The 22,622-nt window shown below is 45.6% G+C and carries 18 protein-coding genes; 17 read left to right on the forward strand and 1 reads right to left on the reverse strand.

The window, feature by feature from the left end:
* Positions 1-34 precede the first annotated feature (34 nt).
* The 10 genes from AC58QO_RS06180 (at position 35) to AC58QO_RS06225 (ending at position 13,589) form a co-directional block, all read left to right on the forward strand.
* Complete coding sequence (locus AC58QO_RS06180) at positions 35-1,204, forward strand: aminotransferase class I/II-fold pyridoxal phosphate-dependent enzyme (protein ID WP_497265430.1); 1,170 nt, start codon at positions 35-37, stop codon at positions 1,202-1,204.
* Positions 1,201-2,379 (forward strand): trans-sulfuration enzyme family protein, encoded by a 1,179-nt coding sequence (locus tag AC58QO_RS06185; RefSeq protein WP_497264432.1) that lies wholly within the window; start codon positions 1,201-1,203, stop codon positions 2,377-2,379. The genes AC58QO_RS06180 and AC58QO_RS06185 overlap by 4 nt, the downstream gene beginning before the upstream one ends.
* Before the next feature lie 136 nt (positions 2,380-2,515).
* Positions 2,516-3,652 carry a cyclic dehypoxanthinyl futalosine synthase gene (gene mqnC, locus AC58QO_RS06190; protein WP_497264433.1) on the forward strand — a complete coding sequence of 379 codons (1,137 nt, stop codon included), beginning with the start codon at positions 2,516-2,518 and terminating at the stop codon, positions 3,650-3,652.
* Between the two features lie 293 nt (positions 3,653-3,945).
* Positions 3,946-5,916, forward strand: a complete 1,971-nt coding sequence (locus AC58QO_RS06195) for a fibronectin type III domain-containing protein (protein WP_497264434.1) — start codon at positions 3,946-3,948, stop codon at positions 5,914-5,916.
* 26 nt (positions 5,917-5,942) lie between these two features.
* On the forward strand, positions 5,943-6,833 hold the full coding sequence (locus AC58QO_RS06200; protein WP_497264435.1) for a glycoside hydrolase family 18 protein: 891 nt from the start codon (positions 5,943-5,945) through the stop codon (positions 6,831-6,833).
* A 349-nt stretch (positions 6,834-7,182) separates the two neighbouring features.
* Positions 7,183-8,130 carry a putative sporulation protein YtxC gene (locus tag AC58QO_RS06205; RefSeq protein ID WP_497264436.1) on the forward strand — a complete coding sequence of 316 codons (948 nt, stop codon included), beginning with the start codon at positions 7,183-7,185 and terminating at the stop codon, positions 8,128-8,130.
* Positions 8,131-8,514: 384 nt separating this feature from the next.
* A complete protein-coding gene (thrS, locus tag AC58QO_RS06210) occupies positions 8,515-10,449 on the forward strand; it encodes a threonine--tRNA ligase (protein WP_497264437.1) in 1,935 nt (644 codons plus the stop codon).
* 186 nt (positions 10,450-10,635) lie between these two features.
* Entirely contained in the window at positions 10,636-11,286 is a 651-nt protein-coding gene (locus AC58QO_RS06215) for a 3D domain-containing protein (protein ID WP_497264438.1), read from the forward strand.
* A gap of 317 nt (positions 11,287-11,603) precedes the next feature.
* Positions 11,604-13,127: a methyl-accepting chemotaxis protein gene (locus tag AC58QO_RS06220; protein WP_497265431.1), complete on the forward strand. Its 1,524-nt coding sequence runs from the start codon at positions 11,604-11,606 to the stop codon at positions 13,125-13,127.
* Between the two features lie 78 nt (positions 13,128-13,205).
* Entirely contained in the window at positions 13,206-13,589 is a 384-nt protein-coding gene (locus tag AC58QO_RS06225; protein WP_497264439.1) for a hypothetical protein, read from the forward strand.
* A 49-nt stretch (positions 13,590-13,638) separates the two neighbouring features.
* On the opposite strand, the gene AC58QO_RS06230 is transcribed toward AC58QO_RS06225, so the two are convergent.
* Entirely contained in the window at positions 13,639-14,925 is a 1,287-nt protein-coding gene (locus AC58QO_RS06230) for an ammonium transporter (protein WP_497264440.1), read from the reverse strand.
* 272 nt (positions 14,926-15,197) lie between these two features.
* On the opposite strand from AC58QO_RS06230, the gene liaF reads away from it, so the two are divergent.
* The 7 genes from liaF to AC58QO_RS06265 all read left to right on the forward strand — a co-directional run bounded on the left by liaF (position 15,198) and on the right by AC58QO_RS06265 (position 22,577).
* On the forward strand, positions 15,198-16,331 hold the full coding sequence (gene liaF / locus AC58QO_RS06235; RefSeq protein ID WP_497264441.1) for a cell wall-active antibiotics response protein LiaF: 1,134 nt from the start codon (positions 15,198-15,200) through the stop codon (positions 16,329-16,331).
* Positions 16,332-16,340: 9 nt separating this feature from the next.
* On the forward strand, positions 16,341-17,381 hold the full coding sequence (locus tag AC58QO_RS06240) for a HAMP domain-containing sensor histidine kinase (RefSeq protein WP_497264442.1): 1,041 nt from the start codon (positions 16,341-16,343) through the stop codon (positions 17,379-17,381).
* Entirely contained in the window at positions 17,378-18,031 is a 654-nt protein-coding gene (locus tag AC58QO_RS06245) for a response regulator transcription factor (RefSeq protein ID WP_497264443.1), read from the forward strand. The genes AC58QO_RS06240 and AC58QO_RS06245 overlap by 4 nt, the downstream gene beginning before the upstream one ends.
* 102 nt (positions 18,032-18,133) lie before the next feature.
* On the forward strand, positions 18,134-18,547 hold the full coding sequence (locus AC58QO_RS06250; RefSeq protein WP_497264444.1) for a YugN family protein: 414 nt from the start codon (positions 18,134-18,136) through the stop codon (positions 18,545-18,547).
* A gap of 139 nt (positions 18,548-18,686) precedes the next feature.
* A complete protein-coding gene (locus AC58QO_RS06255; RefSeq protein WP_497264445.1) occupies positions 18,687-20,279 on the forward strand; it encodes a S1C family serine protease in 1,593 nt (530 codons plus the stop codon).
* A gap of 113 nt (positions 20,280-20,392) precedes the next feature.
* Positions 20,393-21,082, forward strand: a complete 690-nt coding sequence (locus tag AC58QO_RS06260) for a response regulator transcription factor (RefSeq protein WP_497264446.1) — start codon at positions 20,393-20,395, stop codon at positions 21,080-21,082.
* 1 nt (position 21,083) lies between these two features.
* Positions 21,084-22,577, forward strand: coding sequence for a sensor histidine kinase (locus AC58QO_RS06265; RefSeq protein WP_497264447.1), 1,494 nt, complete (start codon positions 21,084-21,086; stop codon positions 22,575-22,577).
* The last annotated feature ends 45 nt before the right edge of the window (positions 22,578-22,622 follow it).

Consider the following 22,622-nt stretch of genomic DNA (forward strand, 5'->3'; position numbering starts at 1 on the left):
TAACGAACCCACATCCTGAGGAGGAATTCCCTTGTTGAAAATCGAAAGTCGTCTCGCTCAAATTGGCTCTATTGAAGAACCTGTTACAGGTGCTGTTAGCTTTCCAGTTTATCAAGCAACTGCGTTTCGCCATCCTAAGCTTGGGCAAAGCACAGGATTTGATTATGCCCGTACGAAGAGTCCAACACGTAAAGTGCTAGAAGACGCTATTGCCCAACTCGAATCCGGAGATGCAGGCTTTGCATGCTCTTCAGGTATGGCGGCATTGCAAACGATTTTCGCATATTTCAGCCAAGGTGATCATTTGATTGTTTCCTTGGATTTATATGGCGGTACATACCGTCTGCTAGAGAGAATCATGTCCCGTTTCGGTGTAACCGCTACGTATGTGGATACGAATGATTTGGATGCTCTTGAAGGCGCATATCAATCGAATACGAAGGGTCTCGTTATTGAAACGCCGACGAATCCGTTAATGATGATTACAGATCTTGAACTCGTATGTACATGGGCCCGTAAAAAGGGCATCGTATCTATTGTCGATAACACGCTGCTTACACCGTATCTTCAGCGCCCGATTGAGCTTGGAGCCGATATTGTCATCCATAGCGCGACGAAATACTTGGGTGGACATAATGATGTACTAGCAGGTTTGATTGTGACAAAAGGGAAAGAGCTCTCGGAGCAAATGGCCATCCTCCACAACTCCATTGGCGCTGTGCTTGGACCACAGGATAGCTGGCTTCTCATGAGAGGGATGAAAACTCTTGCGCTTCGCATGGAGCGTCATGAGCAGAATGCAACAGCCATCGCGAACTTCTTGCTTGAGCACCGTCTGATTTCAGACGTGTACTATCCAGCATTGGAGTCTCATCCAGGCCATGAGATTCAAAACAAACAATCCAGTGGAAACACAGGGATTTTCTCCTTCAAGGTAAAGGATGCAAGATTAGTTGAACCGATTCTTCGTCATATCAAGCTGATTGCGTTCGCGGAAAGCTTAGGCGGAGTTGAATCCTTAATGACGTACCCAGCTGTACAAACGCATGCGGACATCCCGCTTGAAATTAGACAGCAAATTGGTGTCGATGACCGTCTGCTTCGCTTCTCCGTTGGCATTGAGCATATCGATGATTTGATTGCAGATTTGTCGAATGCCCTGGAGTCCGCGCAAGCCGAGTTGGAAGGAGCTCCACAATCATGAGCCATTCCTCATCAGACAAAGAGAAACGCAAAGCACATGGCAAATTTGCTACAAGACTGATTCATTTTGGCGCAGAAATCGATGAAGCGACAGGGGCATCCAGTGTGCCGTTGTATCAGGCTTCAACCTTTCATCAAGCTGATTTGGAAGCTAACCAAGAGTACGACTACACGCGATCTGGTAACCCGACGCGTCAGGCGTTGGAAGATTACATTGCTTTGCTAGAAGGCGGAACGCGGGGATTTGCGTTCGCTTCTGGGATGGCAGCTATTTCATCTGCGTTAATGCTTTTGTCGCAAGGAGATCATGTGATCTGTACGGAAGACGTCTACGGCGGTACGTATCGCTTGCTTACAACAATTATGAATCGCATGGGTGTGGAATCCACATTTGTAGATATGACCGATATCGCTCAGGTGAGAGCGGCCCTTCGTTCGAATACAAGAGCTGTCTTCATTGAGACGCCTTCCAATCCTACGCTGCGCATTACGGACATCGGTGAGATTGCCGCTTTTGCGAAGGAGCATGATCTGCTCACGATGCTGGATAATACGTTCATGACGCCATATCATCAGCGTCCGATTGAGCTTGGCATTGACATCGTGCTGCACAGCGCGACGAAATTCCTTGGCGGGCATAGCGATGTGCTAGCCGGCTTAGCTGTTGTAGCGAACGATACCCTGGGCCGTCGGATGAAGCAAATTCAGAATGGCATGGGGAACGTGCTCGGCATTCAAGATTCATGGCTGCTCATTCGCGGCATGAAGACGCTGCAGGCACGAATGGAAATGTCCGAGAAGGGCGCTCGCAGACTAGCACAATGGCTGACTGAGCAGCCAGATATTGACGTGGTTTACTATCCAGGGCTGCCTAATCACCCAGGAAGAGAAATTCACGAGAAGCAATCCCTAGGCTATGGAGCTGTTGTCTCATTTGATGTTGGCTCAGGTGAGAAAGCGAAGAAATTGTTGAGCAAAGTTAAGATTCCTCTTGTAGCTGTGAGCTTGGGTGCGGTAGAGAGTATCTTGTCGTATCCGGCCATGATGTCACACGCGGCGATGCCGAAGGAAGTTCGCCTACAGCGCGGTATCACGGACGGTCTCGTGAGATATTCAGTCGGGCTTGAAGATATTGAAGATATCATTGAAGATTTGGAACAAGCCCTGCGAGGATAAGTGCCACGTTATTCAGAAATTATCCATATTTACAAAGCAATAACACTTGGAAAAAGCAGCGATTTGCTGCTTTTTTGGCATGAGTATGGTACGATTGATGGATACGAGCCTTCAGAAAGTAAAGGAGTGAGTTGTTATGAAAACGATCGATCGCATTTTAAATAAAGCACAAGCAGGCGGACGAATTGATGTAGAAGAATGTATTACGCTGTTCGAGTCCGATCAAATAGAGAAAATTGGCGACACCGCCAATCAGATTATGAAGAAGTGGCACCCGGATCCCATTACGACCTTCGTCATTGGGCGCAATATCAACTATACGAACATCTGTGATGTATATTGCCGTTTCTGTGCGTTCTACCGTCCACCGGGATCAGCGGAAGGCTATGTGCTGCCGGATGAAACGATCTTCCAGAAGATTCAAGAGACCTTGGATGTGGATGGTACCGAGATTCTGATGCAAGGCGGTACGAACCCGAATCTGCCATTCAGTTACTATACGAATATTTTGCGTGAGATTAAGAAGCGCTTCAATATCACGATGCATTCCTTTTCACCTGCTGAAATTATGAAAATGAAGGACGTTTCCGGCGGCTTATCGCTAGAGGAAATCGTTCGCCAATTGCACGAAGCGGGCCTTGATTCCCTGCCAGGCGGCGGGGCGGAAATTCTTGATGACCGTACGCGTCGCAAGATCTCCAAGCTGAAAGGCTCATGGCGCGATTGGATGGATGTCATGCAGACGGCGCACAAGCTCGGCATGCACACCACTGGAACGATGGTTATCGGCTTCGGCGAATCCATGGAAGAGCGTGCTCTGCATATGTTGCGTATCCGTGATGCGCAAGACGATGTGCTGCTGCAGAAGCTGAACACACCAGGCTTCCTGGCATTCATTCCGTGGACGTTCCAACCGGACAACACGAATATGAAGGCGGAGAAAGTGACGCCTGAAGAATACTTGAAAACGTTGGCGATCAGCCGCATTATGCTGGACAACGTACCGAACTTCCAATCCTCCTGGGTCACAATGGGACCAGAGGTTGGCAAGCAGACGCTTAGCTACGGCTGTAACGACTTCGGCAGCACGATGATCGAAGAGAACGTCGTATCAGCGGCGGGCACTACGCACAAAGTCAACGTGTCCTCGACACTAGACATCATCCGTCAAGCAGGCAAAATCCCTGCGCAGCGGAACACGAAGTATCAAATTCTGCGTGTGTTTGATGACGTGAATGCGAAGATTGATCGTGATTTTGTGATGCAGAACTAAATATGAATTTTTGAAGGAGCAGCTGCGGCTGCTTCTTTTTTTACGGCAATTTGCATATTCACACAAATATCATTGCGTAAATACGCATTTACCTTTCGTTAAAATGCAAGAATTACGCAAATTTATCCCTCAAATAGAGGAATGATTCCTATCAAAATTATCCAATGGGCAATAAAATCAAAGTAGGAGCAAATTATGGAATGCGCTTACATTCTTGGATATGCTTCGATTCACTCACAGACTGAATAAGGAGGAAGAGTATACGCATTCAACCATTTGGGAGGGAAATTAGAATGAAAATGACAAAGATGATTACCAACATCGTTCTTTTGCTGACGCTTATGTTTACCATTCTGCCAAGTGTGTTATTTGCAGCAGCGACAGGAGCGCCTGGAACCCCGAACTTGAATCAGAACAAATGGGACAACAGTCCAAACTACACGATTGGTTTCGATATGTGGTGGGGAAATAATGGTTCATCTTGGAAGCTATACGAGAATGGTACTGTCATTCACACAGCTGCATTAACCGATAATTCTCCGAATGCGCAATCATCTTCATTTTCTTTTACGAATAAGCCATCGGGTACATATGTTTACAAGGTTGATCTGATCAACTCTTTCGGAACGACAACATCTAATAATCTAACCTTCACGGTAATAAACGGCGGTGGCGGTGACACGCAAGCTCCTTCCATCCCTGCTAATTTGACTTCTTCTGGGAAAACGGCAACATCCGTCGCACTTTCTTGGACTGCATCGACAGACAATGTAGGCGTTAGCGGCTACGAGATTTATAGTGGCAGCACATTGCTTACAACGGTAACGGGAACCTCCCATAATGTTACTGGACTTACTGCCAACACGGCCTATACTTTTACAGTAAAAGCGAAAGACGCTGCTGGTAACAAATCTGCAGATAGCAATGCTGTAGCGGTTACAACAAGCCAAGCTCCTATAGACACAGAAGCCCCAACAGCACCAACGAACTTGACTTCTACAGGAAAAACGTCCTCTTCTGTAGCACTATCTTGGAGTGCTGCGACTGACAATATAGGTGTAACCGGGTACGAGGTGTACAACGGAAGCACATTGCTTACAACGGTAACGGGAACCTCCCATAACGTAACAGGTCTTTCCGCGAGTACGGTATATGCATTTACTGTAAAAGCCGTAGATGCAGCGGGTAATAAATCAGCAGCAAGTAACGCCGTGTCTGTAACAACAGACGCTCAATCGTCTGTAGCACCTTGGGCTCTGAACACAGCTTATGCTGTGAATGCGCGAGTCTCCTATGGTGGATCTATCTATAAATGTCTTCAAGCACATACGTCTTTAGTAGGCTGGGAGCCATCCAATACACCTACTTTGTGGCAAGTTGACACATCTGGACCCGACACTACAGCGCCAACCGCACCAACGGGTTTGTCCGCTTCGAACATCACAACGAATGCTTTAACATTGATGTGGGTTGCATCCACAGACAATATCGGTGTAGCGGGTTACGATGTGTATCAAGGTACTTCACTTATTGGTTCCTTAACAGCAACCACTTTTAACGTGACAGGTCTGTCAGCGTCTACTTCGTACATATTCACGGTTAAAGCGAAAGACGCAGCTAACAATGTATCCTCAGTAAGCAATTCGGCAAATGCAACAACACTTGCTCCTGATAACCAAGCACCAACGTCTCCAACAAACTTGGCAGCTGCAGGCACATCAGCAACTTCCACGACATTATCCTGGGCCGCTTCAACAGATAACGTGGGGGTTACTGGTTACAATGTTTATGCTAATGGCACACTGAAAGGCTCATCATCCGGTACGATGATGAATGTGATTGGTTTGACACCTAATACAGCCTACAGTTTTACAGTTAAGGCCAAAGATGCTGTAGGAAATCTATCTGCCGCAAGCAGCGCGATATCAATTACGACAACTAATGAGACGACGACTAGCTATAAAAAAGTGTTCTATTTCGCATCCTGGGGCGTTTATAGCGGTAGGAATTTCAAGGTAAAAGATATTGATGCATCTAAAATTACACATATCAACTATGCTTTCGCAGATATTTGCTGGAATGGTATTCACGGTAATCCAGGTTCAGATAGTCCCAATATGCAAACTTGGAGCTGCCAAGATGAGACTGGAGCCATTAACGCTCCTAACGGTACCATTGTGCAAGGCGACCCTTGGGCAGATACAGGCATTTCCTACCCGGGTGATACGTGGGAAACACCAATTAAGGGAGCTTTGGCGAATTAAAAAGACTGAAAGCTGCCAATCCGCATGTGAAAACAATTATTTCCGTTGGTGGCTGGACGTGGTCCAATCGTTTCTCGGATGTCGCGGCAGATCCAACAACGCGCTCAACTTTCGGTAACTCTGCAGTGAATTTCCTACGCAAATACAGCTTTGATGGCGTAGACCTTGATTGGGAATACCCAGTTGGCGGCGGTCTTGTTAGTAACAGCTACCGTCCATCTGACAAGCAAAATTACTCCCTTCTTCTGCAAGAAATTCGCACCAAGCTGGATGCAGCTGAAATTGCAGATGGCAAAGAGTACACATTGACGATTGCAGCGGGTGCATCGCCAGCTTTTCAAAACAACACAGAGCTTGATAAAATCGCGCAATACTGCGATTGGATCAACATTATGACCTATGACTTCCATGGCGGCTGGGATGCTAAGTCCGGACAGAACGCACGCTTGTACTTCGATCCAGCTGACAACGGCGTTGACCCGCAAGGATTTAACGTTGCGAATTCGATTCAAGGCTTTATTAATCATGGCGTCCCCACTAACAAAATTATCATGGGACTTCCATTCTATGGACGCGGCTGGGACGGCTGTGCCAATGTGAATAATGGGCTATACCAACCATGTGCGAAAGCCTCCGCCAAAGGAACTGTTGAAGCTGGCTCTTTTGACTTCTGGGATCTGGAGGCCAACTATATCAACAAGAACGGATATACACGTTATTGGAATGATGTAACCAAGACGCCATGGTTGTTTAATCCAAGTACGGGGACTTTTATTACTTATGATGATTTACAATCGTTCCAATACAAAACAGACTACATCAAGTCCATGGGGCTTGGAGGCGGTATGTTCTGGGAATTCTCGGGCGATAAGAACAAAACATTATTAACTGCTTTTTCCAATGCGTTATCCCAATAAGCGTAATTTTAATCTAATCTTCAGGTAACCCTTGGTTAATAAGAGTACAATGGGGGAACACCACAAATTTGAGATTGAAGATCGGAGTGATTTTTGTGAAACTGCTCAAAAGTTTTGTGCAAGGATTCCTTTATGCTTTCGTCTCCATTGGTGCTCTCCCGTTCTTACTCGTGAAAATTCTGCTTGAACAACTGTAACTAGCCCTGTTACTTTCATGAGGAGCAGCTACTTGCTGCTCCTTTTTTGCATGCACAACTCTTCCGCAAATGGCAAATTGTTCGTTGTATATCTCCTTGCTATCGACCATATACTCTTAAGAGGAGGATGCATACATGGAAGGAGTGAGCACATGGAACTGTTTGCAATTGCCCTAATCGATGTGGAGGAATCCTATGTACGTTCGCTGAGCGCACAGGTGAAGCAAGCGCTGCAGCATTTACATATCGTAGAAAATGGTTTAACGGCTACTTACACTTGGAGTGAGTCACGTGCTTTTATTTATGTGGAAGCGGAAGCGGGGAGTGTACACCACGATCCGCAGGTTCATGAAGCTCAGGTAAGAGGCTGCTTAGCAGAAGTGTTGGCGAGCCACATTGTAGCGGACAAGGAATCCAGCATCTTGCGTAACCTGATCACGAAGGATTTTAAATATGAGAAGCAGACAGACATAGAAGCCATTGAAGGCTATTGTAAGCAATCTTTGGTCCAAGAGAGTGGGCTGGAAGGCTTGCCGCTAGTGAACAGCAGCCCAAGCCGGCTTCGTCGGATTCAGATGCTGAAGGAACAAATACTAACATTGCTTGAAGAGAATGCGCAGTTCAGCTTGAATGGTTTTCTCAAGTTCCGAATTCAGGAGTATAAGGAAGAACTAAGAGAAATTGCTGAATATGCGATTGACGAGTTCATGATGGACCGCCAGTATCAGGAATTTATTTCGCTTCTGCAATATTTTGTCTATATTCAAGAGGCCAAAATACCCGCAGCACATCTTATTCACAAAGGCGGACATGAGTTTGTCATTCTGAATGACAGGATGGAACCGATTGATGCAAATGAATTCGATGCAAGTTTTCGAATGGAAATGCTGGAGAAGGATATCAATTTCGAGGATATGATCGTGAGTACACTGATTACGGTCTCGCCAGCCAACATTTACATTCATACCCGGGATCCTGAATTGACGATCATAAAAACGATAGGGCAGATCTTCGAGGACCGCACATCCGTATGCAGTTATTGCCGTACTTGTGATCTTTATCTGGGGGATGCCAAAAAGCAGGATCAACTATCCCCTTGACCTTGCACTCCTCGGCATTTATAATAGTGATCGAAGGCGTTAGTATCAAAGACAAGAACTTTCTGTATGAACTGCTCAGAGAGAGGAGACCAGGCTGCAATCTCCTTCAGCGAATCGGATTGTTTACCCCTTTGTAGCCGTATTGTGGAATTCGTCCTGACTTGCAGGCGCGATACTATACAGTACCGGAATCATTCCCGTTAACGAATGCTGATGAGGATTCGACTTACCTAATATAGGGATCTTTTAGCGGAACTAAAAGTCTCTCAGATTCAGGTATGAGCGAATCGAACTAGGGTGGAACCACGAGCTGAGCGCACTCGTCCCTTTATGGGATGCAGTGTGCTTTTTTGCGTTCAAATTAACTTACTAGGAGGCTTGAAGATGGTTGTACAAGTGAAATTACCAGATGGCGCAGTGAGAGAGTATGCAGTAGGGACGACCATTGAGCAAGTGGCGGAATCCATTTCATCCGGTCTAAAGAAAAATGCTGTTGGCGGTAAAGTAAACGGGAAATCCGTTGATTTATCTTTTGCTTTGGACAATGATGCTGATGTTGAAATCTTAACGCTGGATAGCGAAGCAGGTCTAGAAATGTACCGTCATAGCACAGCGCATTTGATGGCACAAGCGATCAAGCGCATTTATGGCAACAAAGCGGTTAAGCTAGGAATCGGTCCTGTGATTGAGGACGGATTCTACTACGATATCGATTTGGAGACTCCGTTAAACCCTGAAGATTTGGTCAAAATCGAGAAGGAAATGGAGCGCATCTCTAACGAAAATTTGGCGATTACGCGCCGCGTTGTTTCCCGTGATGAAGCGATTCGTATTTTCACAGAGATGGAAGATCCGTTCAAGCTGGAGCTTATCCGTGATCTGCCTGAGGATTCTGTTCTCACGATCTATGATCAAGGTGAATTCTTCGACCTGTGCCGCGGACCGCATTTGCCTTCAACTGGCCGTATCAAAGCTTTCAAATTATTGAGCGTTGCTGGTGCTTACTGGCGCGGCGATGCCAAAAACAAAATGCTGCAACGCATTTACGGAACTGCTTTCCCTAAGAAAGCGCAATTGGATGAGCATTTGCACCTATTGGAAGAAGCGAAGAAACGTGATCACCGGAAATTAGGCCGCGAGCTTAAAATGTTTGGTTTTTCACGCGAGGTGGGTCAAGGCTTGCCGCTTTGGCTGCCAAATGGCGCGAAGCTTAGACGTACAATGGAGCGTTACATCGTTGATTTGGAAGAGCGTCTAGGCTACCAACACGTGTACACACCTGTACTTGCCAACGTAGAGTTGTACAAAACTTCAGGACACTGGGAGCACTACCAGGAAGATATGTTCCCGAAGATGATCATGGATAATGAAGAGCTTGTCCTGCGCCCAATGAATTGTCCTCACCACATGATGGTATATAAGAGTGATATGCGCAGCTACCGTGATTTGCCGGTTCGTATCGCTGAGCTAGGAACGATGCACCGTTATGAAATGTCAGGCGCTTTGACAGGCTTACACCGTGTGCGTGCAATGACTTTGAATGACGCGCATATTTTCTGCCGTTTGGATCAAATCAAAGAAGAATTCTCCCGCGTTGTGAACTTGATTCGTCAAGTGTACGCTGATTTCGGCATTACTGACTATCGCTTCCGTCTATCCTACCGCGATCCGAAGGATGCTGAAAAGTACTTCCAGGATGATCAAATGTGGGAAACTTCCCAACGCATGCTTCGTGAGGTTGTAGAAGAGCTTGGCTTACCGTTCTATGAAGCCGAAGGTGAAGCGGCATTCTATGGTCCTAAATTGGATGTTCAAATTAAGACAGCGTTGAAGAAGGAAGAAACACTTTCAACTGCGCAAATCGATTTCTTGCTGCCTGAGCGCTTCCAGCTAGAATACACAGGGGAAGACGGGCAGAAGCACCGCCCAGTCGTCATTCATAGAGGGATTATCTCCACTATGGAGCGTATGACGGCCTTCTTGCTTGAGAATTTCGCTGGCGCATTGCCAACTTGGTTAATGCCAACACAAGCCAAAGTCATTCCAGTATCACCTGCGTTTGAAGAGTTCTCCAATCAAGTAACAGAGAGATTGAGAGAAGCTGGTATTCGTGTAGAAGCAGACAATCGCAATGAGAAACTTGGTTACAAAATCAGAGAAGCACAGCTGGAGAAAATACCTTTCATGCTCGTCGTTGGCGAGAACGAAGTGAAGAATGACAGCTTGTCCATTCGTAAGCGGGGTCAAGGAGATCTTGGTACCCAGCCGATTGATCAAGTTATCAGCATGATTAACGAAGAGATCAGAAAAAAATTGTAACTCTCACATAATAAGAAAAAAGCCGAGAAGTGACTGTCACTCCTCGGCTTTTTTGCGTTCAAAATTATAGGTATGTCAGTGCATAAGCAGTATAAAGGAGGACATGTTATACAGTGAGTCTGTATGTGGAGGTTTATTGATGAAAGGAAATGGACAGCCTACTTTAGTAGGGGGAGGCTTAACACAATGAGAATAACCGATGCGCAGGTGCAATCCAAATGGATAGTAGCATGGATGGTGCTCACCGTTTTGGTCGTGTTTTTCGGAGCAGAGGCTAGTAATCAAGGTAACAATAGGGCGGCAATCACCGATACCCATATACGAGATCAGCGGGGCAAACAGCCAGGAACAGTGATTCCTGCTGCATGGCCTGTTGCGCAAGAGCATCAACAGCAAGCTAGTTACCGCTTTGTTCCGAACTTAGATGCCGATTTATCTAAATACACGGCAGTTGAAGTGACAGCGACTGGGTATTTTGCAGGTAAGGAATCGACAGGGAAGAATCCGGACCATCCGACCTATGGGATTACGTATTCAGGTATCAAAGTCAAGCGTGATGATAAAGCTTTATCAACGATCGCCGCAGATACTAAGGTGTTCCCGTTAGGTACAGTGTTGTTCATTCCCGGTTACGGCTACGGGGTTGTTGCAGATACAGGAAGTGCGATTAAAGGGAAGAAAATCGACCTGTATTTTGACACGAAGGATCAGGTGTATAAAGAATGGGGTAAAAAAACCGTCAAAGTCTTTGTTGTGAAAAAAGGAAATGGCAAAGTGACGGAAGTGATCTGGAAGCAGTTGAAGGACGAAATACTTGCTCCAGCCAAAGCATTGTAATGTTCAATTTTGTATAAAAAGAAAATTCATAAAAAATTCTTTTTGGGAAATCATACTCTTACAGGAGGTGATTGACATGGCAAAGAACAAGAACAATAAGAAAGCAGCGCAAGACACGGAATTTGCTACAGAAGTAGCGGTACCTAACAAGCAGCAACAAAACAACACACAAAACCAAAATAAATAAAACATAGTCAATATGAGAAGACGGAGATCCGAGAGGATCTCCGTTTTTCTCATTTCTTTTCAAGCCCTCCTGCGATATAATGTAACAAAAACTAACAATATGTTCCTTTTGGGAGGAGTTTCGGTTGTCGATGTCGACGGGTTCAAAGCAGAGTGCTTGGTTCATTGGTCTTGTACTTATTGGTATGGGTGTAAATGTATTCGCTTTATTTGCTGCTTCAAAATGGGTTACCGTAGTTAGTGTCGCAGTTTTCCTCATTATGGGTGTAAGCGCAATACTGAGTTCAAGAGCATCCGTTAATGCGCGTGAGCAAGGATCACTTGATCAAGAAGAACAATTCCGTACATTTATACAAGAATCACAAGTTGTTGCGGATCGACTAGCGGCGGCGGTTGAAGAGGTCAATCGCTCGATCGGGCATCTACTCCAGATTGCTGATGCTTCTATTCAAGGGGAAGAAGAGTTGAAGGGGCGAAGCCAGCATGCCGCAGGACAGCTACAGGAAGCTTTTGCTGCGATTCAACAGGTGGCTGCTGCAGCTGATCAGATATTGGATTCGTCGTTACATATGCATCGCGAAAGTGAACAAACCAAAGATACTGTAGTTGATGTCTGCCGCTCCTTGAATGCAACAGATGAGGTTATGAATGATTTACACGTGAACAACGATACGATGCAGAGGAAAATTCAAGATTTAACAGAGCATACCTCGAAAATTGAAGAAATCAACATGTTTATTACCGAAGTCGTTGCACAAACGTCTTTGCTTGCTTTGAACGCATCGATTGAAGCAGCTCGAGCTGGTGAGCACGGAAGAGGCTTCTCCGTCGTTGCGCAGGAAATTAAGAAGCTAGCTGCGCAAAGTCATGAAGCCGTACAGAAATCGTCTGAGCTCCTAGCTGATATTGAGAGCGGCGTATCGCAGGTTGTTGCGGCAGTTGCAGAAGAGAAAGCTTCTGTCACGCACGGTATTGATGAGATGAAGGTGATGAAAGGGAAGATTGATACGATCTTCTCTTTGATCCTTCATGTGAACAGCCTAGTGGCAAGTACTACGAGTTCAACGAAACATCAATCCTCCTTAGTTACGGGAACAAGGACTTCTCTAGGAGAAGTTGTGGAGCTAATGAATGAGACGATGTCGAGTGTTGAGCATACCCTGGATCAAATGAAAAAGCAGCGGCACGAGGTTTCACGACTTCAGCATATTAATCAAAATTTAGATCGCTCTTCGGCAGAGCTCATCGAGGCTATTCAAGCGGTAGGCATGAAGAGCAAAAGTGGAACTGTTCATGTGAATATTGAAGAAATGAAGCAATTGTTGAACGCGCTTGTTCGAGTACCTGACATCAAATCTTTGGTGGAAGATAAGCATGCCTCGCATTTAAATGGAATTTTGAAGAAAACAGCTGGAATTGAAGCAATTTGGTCCAATCGCGGGGATGGAACCTTTATCTTCTCGCAGCCTGAAGCAGGCTTGGTCAATGCCAAAGGAAGAGAGTGGTGGAAGCGTGCGATGGCGGGGGAGCTCTTCATTTCGGAAGAGTACGTGTCAGCTATTACGAAAAAACCATGCATCACGTTGTCGAAATCGGTAATAGATGACATGGGAACGCCAATTGGTGTCGTTGGAATCGACCTTGTGTTAAATTAATGGTTCTCAAACCGCTCTTTTTAGTGTAAAATAAGATTACTGTTATAAATCTTGACACGGAGAGATAGGTGATGGATCATGCTACAAGCATTACGATCGGATGGAAAGCCCTTAAGAGCAACAACTAGGAAAGCTGCAGAGGTACTTCCCTTCTTGGAAGCTTTCATTACACGCAAGGAGCAGCAGGCTCGGGAAATTGAGCAGGTTGTTGAGCGTTATGAAGTCAAGAGAATGAAAGAAGAACGGGCTTATCAAACAATGTCATCATTTCGGCGCATGCTCTCTGGTAAGAAGCCTGATCATCATCTTGCTGTTGAGTATATCCATTATGTGAAGAAACCTATGGAGCAAGTAAGAAAGCTTCGTGCCGAAATTGAGCAAGCTAGACAAATCATGAATGATTCTAAGCCTGGTGACGATATTACGTTCCCGGAAGAATTCGAAGATATATTTTCAACCTAATGAAGAAGAGGACACTGCGTTTGCAGTGTCCTCTTCTTCATTAATGTATCTATTTATTCTTTAATTGCTGTAAGTCCAAGAAACCTGATTCCTGACTGTAGGCAGGAACCCCATGAGAACCGACGTCGAGTCCGACTAATTCTTCATCGCGGCTTACGCGTAACGGAACGATTAGCTTAATCAACTTTAAGAAAACCAATGTGATGAAGAAGCCCCACGCACAGACGGTTACGAGACCCAGTGCTTGAACACCTAGAAGTTGAAAGCCTCCGCCATAGAATAATCCAGCCGTGCCTTCGCGAATCGCGTCAGGCTTCGCACATAAGCCGACAGCGAGCGTGCCGATGCTTCCGCTGATACCGTGCACCGGGAAGGCGCCAACGGGATCATCAATCTGTTTGGCTTCTAATATTTCCGTCGCATATACCACGGCGATCCCGCAGATCGCACCAATGCAGATCGCTGCAGCGTCACTGACGAAGGCACAACCTGCGGTAATGCCGACGAGACCAGCAAGCGCACCATTGATAACCATAGGTGGATCCGCCTTGCGATAGCGCATCATCGTGAACAGAATGCATGCCGCACAGCCGGCTGCAGCGGAGAGCATTGTGGTGACCGCGATGTGCCCGATAGACGTATTGGTAGCGCTTAACGTACTCCCGGAATTGAAACCAAACCATCCAAACCAAAGGATAAATGCGCCTACTGAGGCAAGTGGCAGGTTAGAAGGAGGGACGATATTCGCTGTTCCGTCTTCAGAAAACTTGCCAATCCGCGGACCAATGATCATCGCTGCGGCAAGTGCGGAGAAACCGCCAAGTCCGTGGATAACGGCTGATCCAGCGAAGTCAACCATGCCAAGCTTGCCAAGCCATCCGTTGACGCCCCATACCCAGTGGCCAGCAATGGGATAGATTAAACCGGTCATGGCTATCGTATAAAGAATATAAGCGCGAAAATTGATGCGTTCTGCTACAGCTCCGGATACAATTGAGATAACAGCGATAACGAAGGCGCACTGGAATAACCAATAGGTATCATGTGTGATGGTTAAGGCGATGTGTGATAAATCTCCTCCAATGAAAAAACCAGATGTTCCTATGACACCCCCAACGTCCTTGCCGTACATCAGTGCAAATCCAAAAAAGTAAAAGATAAGCGCGCCAAATGAGATATCTACAAATACTTTCATGATAATGCTTACGGCATTCTTTTGTCTGACAAACCCTGCCTCAAGTAAGGCGAAGCCGCCTTCCATTAATAAAATCATGGCAGCAGTCAAAACAACCCAAATTGTGTCTAAGCCAGATGTTAGCTGTTGGATTTGATCCATTCCCGTAATCTCCCCTTATAAAACATGCATTCTCAGCACCAATTATACGGTTCTGATGATAAGCATGTCAACGGAATACGTAAGAATACATAACATGAACATCGAAATGTTCGTCTTATACGACAGTCATGTGAGGTTTGAGTGTGGAAGCCTTTGAAATATCGGTCTGGAGACCGAGGACGCCTTCAATCCAACGTCTCTTTTCATTCTATCTCGTATCTTATAAACTAGAGTTATCTTAACAACGCTTCTCACAAATGGAGGAAGAACGTATGAATCCGCATATGTTTCAAAGAATGATCTGGGGGCTTGTCCTCGTATCCGCGGGCACTCTCTTTTTACTAAATCAATTGGGAATCATTCAAGTGGATGTCGCCTATATGTTTTCCACGTATTGGCCTGTCATACTCATTTTTTATGGACTCATTGGTTTCGTTTCGCAGCGTAAGTATCATTGGGGTGGATCCATCGGAAGCTTGATGATGTGCGGTGTCGGAACCATTTTTCTATTGAAAAATTTAAATCTTACCGATCTATCACTAGGTGAAATGTTTAAGTTTCTGATTCCAGTAGCTTTAATATTTTTCGGATTACATGTGATATTTAAACCGAGCCGAAAAGAATCACCCGATTGGCCTTCAATTAAGCAAGCAAAAGAAGAAGAAAGAAGAGCTCGGCGAGAAGCGAATCGATTGCGCCATGAACAGTATAAGAAGCAATGGGAATCCGGGAATTGGGAACCGACAAGCAAATCCAATGAACACACGAATCACTCGCCAATGAACGATGTGAAATTTGGACTAACCGACGAAGAGAAGGAAGTACTGAAGGATATTCACGGTGTATATCCAGCGGAAGATCAGCTTGATCAATGGAAGGTTTCGGACGAACTTGCCGATAAGGAAAAGGCAGGCAGAGAGGCTTCTGCGCGTGCCAATCGGACTAGTCAGCCGAAGACAAGTAACATGGATCAAGATCACCACCATAACAAGTATGATGGTTTTGTTCGGAATTTCGATTCAGGTAATGTTTTGCACCGTCATGGATTTATTGGGGATGTGCATCTAGGTCAAGAGGCTTGGGAATTAAAGCCGGTACAAATCTCTCATTTTATCGGCGACTCCGTTATCGATCTAACGCGTGCCTCAATTCCACGTGGTGAGACAACGATTCATGTTACGGCTTTCATTGGCGATGTGAAGATTTTCATTCCGAATGACATGGACGTCGAGGTTCGTGTTATGGCAAGCTCTTTTATTGGCGATATGAAGGTTCTTGATCGTTTTGAGAGTGGGTTTTTACGCAATATTCGCACACAAACCTCACACTATGAAGAAGCTGAACATAAAATCGTCGTAACGACAAGTATGTTTATCGGTGATATCACGATTAAAAAGATAGGTTAAGGATGGAGCATGTACAAATTGCGAATGTTCAATATGAAGTGGCAGCTGCTGAATTACTTTCTGATTTCTAGTGTATTGACGGTTTCAGGTATATATATCGTCATTGAATATTACGAGGAAGCACTTGGTTCATGGGAGTTCCGGATGTGGTTTGCTCTTGCCATTCTAGTGGTGTGCCTGACTGTAGGTTACATTGCAACTAGAAGGTGGCAGCGCAAAGTAGATGAATTGCATGTGGCGATGCTGGAATTGTCGAAAGGGAATTTCTCAGTTCGTATCGAGATGGAGCCCGTCGAGCCTTTCCTGTATTTGTACGATGCTTTCAATAGCATGGCGACATCGATTGAAGAACGTGTGCAGCTTACGCAAAAGTTAGGAGAAGCAGAAGCTATCCGGGATCAGGAGCTGACCGAAAATGCCGTGATGGAGGAAAGACGCCGACTTGCGAGAGATCTCCATGATACGGTGAGTCAGGAGCTTTTCGCTATCCATATGTCAGCTTCCTCGCTTCCCAAAATATTAGAAAGAAACCCAACGGCTGCGCCTGCGTTGATGAATCAGCTCATCGAGATGTCCCATCATGCCCAGAAGCAGATGCGGGGTCTCATTTCACAGCTAAGACCGATCGAACTCAAAGATATGAGCTTACAAGAAGCCCTGGAGAAATGGTTTCCGGAATATTGCCGGACCCATGAACTTCAGGGTCAACTTGATGTTTCACTGCCCGAGAACATTTCGGAGGCGATTGAGCATCAATTTTTTCTCATTATTCAAGAAGGACTTGCGAATGTCATCAAACATGCCTCGGCCAAACAAGTTCGATTGTCGATCTACGAAAGAGAGCATCAATATGTGCTGCAATTGCAGGATGATGGCCAAGGCTTTGAACGAAGTGATATTCCTTCTGCTTCCCATGGCTTGTCAACGATGAGAGAACGAGCTCAGAAGCTAGGCGGGGAAGTGGAGATTGATAGCAAATTAGGCTCTGGAACTCGCGTACGTGTACGTATTCCGCGATTTACTGGGCATTCAGGGGGAAAACAAGAATGAATCCGAACATTAAAGTCATGATTGTTGATGATCACGATATGGTGCGAGTGGGTCTGCGTACTTACATTTCGTTGGAGCCTGGGTTAGAAGTTGTGGGTGAGGCGTCGAATGGTAGAGATGCCTACGACCAGTTAAATGAAGGACACTTAGAGACCTCATTACCTGATGTTGTTCTGATGGATTTGACGATGCCCGTGTTGGATGGGATTGGCGCAACGAAGCTGATTTGTGACAAGTTTCCACAGGTTAAAGTGATTATGTTGACTTCGTTTCTGGAAGAAGCCAAAGTTCTGGAAGCTGTTGAATCGGGAGCCATCAGTTATATGCTGAAGACAGTTTCATCCGATCAATTGATTCACGCTATTCAGAGCGCTCACCGCGGGATGCCTGTCATGAATGCAGAAGTGTCACAAGCATTAACGAGAGGCATTCGGCAGCGAAGTGAATTGCCTGAGCAAGAGGGATTAACCGCGCGGGAGCGGGAGGTGCTCTTGTTAATTGCCGAAGGGAAAAGCAACAAGGATATTTCGGAGGAACTCTTTATTAGTATCAAAACGGTGAAAACACACGTGAGCAATCTGCTAATGAAGTGTGAGCTTGATGATCGGACGCAATTAGCTATTTTCGCGCATCGCAAAGGATGGGTTTAACAGAACGAACAATTAGAGGGACTTTTACACATAAAAACGACAATTTGGCACATTCTATGCGTAAGTAAAATAATATGAGCGCTTAAGGAGTGTCCAATTGCAATGAAACCACTAATTTCCTCATTGGAGCAGGTTCAAGAATCATTTGACAAGGTGCGTGCCCAACTAGAACAGTTTGATTTTAATTTGGGCGGAGGCTGGGATTACGACCATGGCTACTTTGATCGTTCTCTAGATGAAGCGAATAAAGTTTGGCTGCGAATTCCTGTTCAAGTGATCACCGGCAGAATTGATGGTGATGTCGAGGCGACGGATGCCGTCGTCGAGGTAGGAACCCCTTTTGTGCTAAAGCATGTCTATAATGAAGGACTTGATCCTGAGGCTGAGATAGAGACCGCCGGAGCGTTGGTTGACCAGTTCCAATCGCCGCTGGATTCTGATGCTGGGATCGAGGATAAATGGGTGAAAGAAGCCGCAAACGTCCTCCAAAAAGTTGAACAAGCTTGGATTCATTAATTTATGTCCTATTTTTACCTCCTATTTATTGTTTTTTAATATTCGTTTAAGGTTGTGAGTGCATGATAGACACATAGAGAACAACATGATCCTTCAAGAGAACATGCACTTATAACTTTAATCAATGGAGGTAAGACCCATGGAAGATAACAAAAAAGATTATAGCGACTTTTTTAAGCCGCAGAATAATGATAACAACGAGGATACTGCGAGGGATCAAGCTCGAAACAATGAAGGGCAAGACCCGAATAAAGAAAGACCTTCCTACTACTATTCCTATGGGCCTTACAAATCCGCTTTTAATGAAGAAAGTGAAGGGCAAGCCTTAACCACTTCTTCCTCAGCTTCTGATGGCACATCGAATGTTGAAGTGACGCCGCCTAAGACGCTGCGCCCTTTCAGCTTCGGACCAGACAATGCTGCACAAGGTCCAGCAGGTTGGGATCCGAATGCGAAGAAGCGTTCCTCGGTCAAAAGTGTTTTTGCAGCCTTCATGGCAGGTGCACTAGTTGTCGGCGCTTTAATGTTTACAGCGGATAAAACGAATATGTTCTCAGGCAACCAGCCGCTAGCCTCTGGTTCAAGTTCAGCGACAACCTTAGCAAATGGTTCGAATAACAACAATGGCGAAGTGAAAAATGCAGCTCTGGACGTTGTTCGCCCTGGTAATATCGCGGCGATTGCTCAAAATGCAGGACCTGCGATTGTAAAGGTTGAAGCACTAGTTAAACCGAAGCAATCCAGTCGCAGTGGTGGGAACTCACTGTTTGATGATCCTTTCTTCCGTCAATTTTTTGGCGATAATGGTGGCGGTCAAACAACGCCTAAGAGTGGTCAAAATGACACAGGTAGCGGTCAACTCCAACCAGCAGGTATGGGAACTGGCTTTATTTTCGAAAAAACAGGTTATATTCTAACGAACGAGCATGTTGTTGACGGTGCGGATGAAATTCAAGTAACCGTAGAAGGCTACGACAAGCCTTTCACAGCGAAATTACAAGGTAGCTCCTACGATTTGGACTTAGCGGTTCTTAAAATTGAAGGCACGAAGGATTTCCCAATCCTTCCTCTTGGTAAAGCTGATGATGTTAACGTAGGTGATTGGGTTGTTGCAATCGGGAATCCATATGGCTTCGACCATACGGTAACGGTTGGTGTACTTAGCGCGAAGGAACGTCCAATTAGTATTCCTGATGAAAAGGGTACTCGTGAATATAAACATCTATTGCAAACAGATGCTTCCATTAACCCTGGTAACTCGGGCGGCCCTCTGCTTAACCTAAACGGTGAAGTCATTGGGATCAACACAGCGGTAAGCTCACAGGCGCAAGGTATTGGTTTTGCGATTCCGACAAGCACAATCTCTTCCGTTCTAGATAATTTGAAAAACAATGTGACGATTCCGAAAGAACCAGTTCCTTACCTAGGGGTTGGTCTGCAAGATATCGGTAAAGATTGGGTTAGTGAATTGAAGCTTTCTAACACAGACGGCGCTTTGGTGGGCAGTGTTCAACGTAAGAGCCCAGCGTTCCAAGCAGGCTTGCGTCAATATGATGTGATCGTAGATTTGAACGGTACGAAGATCAAAAACTCGCAAGAGTTGATTACGAAGGTCCAAGGAACTAAGGTTGGCGACAAAGTAACGCTAGGCATTATTCGTGATGGTAAGCGTACGGAAGTCCCCGTAACGGTTGGAGATAAAAATACGCTCGCTGAGACACCAGCTCAGTAAGCGCATGCCCAATGAAAGGGAAGTAGAGTCCGCGGCCTCAAGCTTGCAGGCTCTGCTTCTTTTTGCTAAGCGGTAATTTTGCTACAATATAGAATAGAATGGGGGACGGACATATGAGAGAAAATATTATGGTCATTGACGATGATGAGAAGATCACATCGATGCTTAGACGGGGACTAGCTTTCGAAGGGTATTTGGTTACCACAGCAGCTAATGGCTTAGAGGGTCTCAAGCAAATGCTGGTGACAGAGCCGCAGCTAATTATTTTGGATGTGATGATGCCGCATATCGACGGCTGGGAAGTCGTTCGCCGGATTCGTGAGAGCGGCAGCGAGGTACCGATTCTGATGCTGACAGCGAAGGATGATATTAGTGATCGCGTGAAAGGTCTGGATTTGGGGGCTGACGATTATTTGGTCAAGCCATTCGCTTTAGAAGAGCTGCTGGCTAGGGTGCGTGTATTGCTTCGTCGAAGAACAGAAAGAACCGAACAGACGAACAATCGGCTGGGCTTTGAAGACGCCATCCTGGATTTAGATACACGTGAGGTTTTCCGCGGCGAGAAGCTGATCGAATTAACGACGAAAGAGTTTGATTTATTGCATTTATTTATGCAGAATCCTAAGCGGGTTCTGTCGAGGGATATCATTATGGAGAAGATATGGGGCTACGATTACAGCGGCGAGTCCAATGTCTTAGAGGTTTACATAGCATTATTGCGTCAGAAGACAGAAGAATTTGGTCATAAACGGTTGATTCAAACGGTCCGAGGAGCAGGCTACGTATTGAGAGGGGAAAATTAAGATGTCGCTTCGCCTGCGGCTAACGCTTTGGTATTCAGGCATATTAGCCATCACGATGCTGCTTTTTGGAATTGTTCTCTACTTCTTCTTGAACTATTTCCTTTATGATCAAATTCGGCAAGATGTCAAAAGGGAAGCCGTCAACAGCTCCACACGTATTCAAAAAAGCATCGCTCTTTCTCAGAAGGGGCTGGTGGTCGATCTTGAGTTAGAGAGCAGAGACTTCTATTCAACGAATACCTTTTTACAATTATATAATATTGCTTTGAAGAGCTTTAACCGATCAGCTAATTTACAATATTATGATCAGACGCTGCCCATTGACCAATCAACAATTGATAAGCTGCAGCGGCAGGTGGATAAGCAGGAAGATGAGGTTGGCTTTTTTGAGAAAACGAAGATCCTTAATCAAGACTTTCTTATCTATTACTTAGGGATTACCTCCGATAATCAAGCGAAGCTCATTGGTATTCTGCAATCGGCTGTACCAATCGGGAGTTACGAGAGAACGGCTGTTACACTGCGATATACGCTTATCATTTGGGCGATTTTAACCATTATCGTTGCAGCTTCGTTGGGCTGGTTCTTGGCGCGTAAGGCACTGAAGCCAATCGAGCGTGTGATTGATGCGGCCAACCAAATCGAGAGTGGCGACGATCTAGAAAAGCGAATACACTATGATGGACCGTTGGATGAAATAGGACGGCTGACGAATACGATTAATGGCATGCTGTCGCGTATACAGATTACGTATGTGGAATTAGATGAAGCTTACCGCGCGCAGCGGCGATTCGTATCCGATGCTTCACATGAGCTCAGGACACCTCTGACGACGATTCGTGGAAATGTAGATTTGCTGGAGAAAATGTGGAAGCAAACCTCGGGGACGCAGGCGCTGGCAACGCCAGAGCAGGTTCAGATGTCTTTAGAGGCTATGCACGATATTGCCGGTGAGGCTCAGCGAATGAGTCGATTAGTCAATGATTTACTCGCGCTTGCCAGGGCGGATGCGGGTGTACTCATGGAAAAGCAACCGATTGAGTTTAAACCGCTTGTCCTAGAGGTGGTTAGGAGAGCACAGCTGCTCGAACATACGTCGGAGTGGCAAATAGGCGATCTTGAAGATCTCGAAGATGCGATTGTACAAGGAAACCGTGATTACTTGCAGCAATTGTTGTTTATCTTTATTGAAAATGCTTTTAAATATACACCAACAGGGACAGTCACTATAGAGGCAATTCGGAGGAACAGCTTTATTGGCATACGCATCTCGGATACTGGCATAGGGATGGATAAAGAGGATATTCCTCATATTTTTGATCGCTTCTATCGCGCTGATTTATCAAGAGGGGTTACGACAGGGACAGGATTAGGTCTTTCTATCGCCAAATGGATCATTGATGAGCATGATGGGTCTGTTGAAGTCACTACGCGGAAGGACGAAGGAAGTACCTTTTTAATATGGCTTCCGGCAAACTTCCCTCATTCTATATAATCAGATATAATTAGAGGAAATACGATGGCTTAGGCAGGTGGAAGA

This window comes from Paenibacillus sp. J31R30 (genome assembly GCF_059692115.1).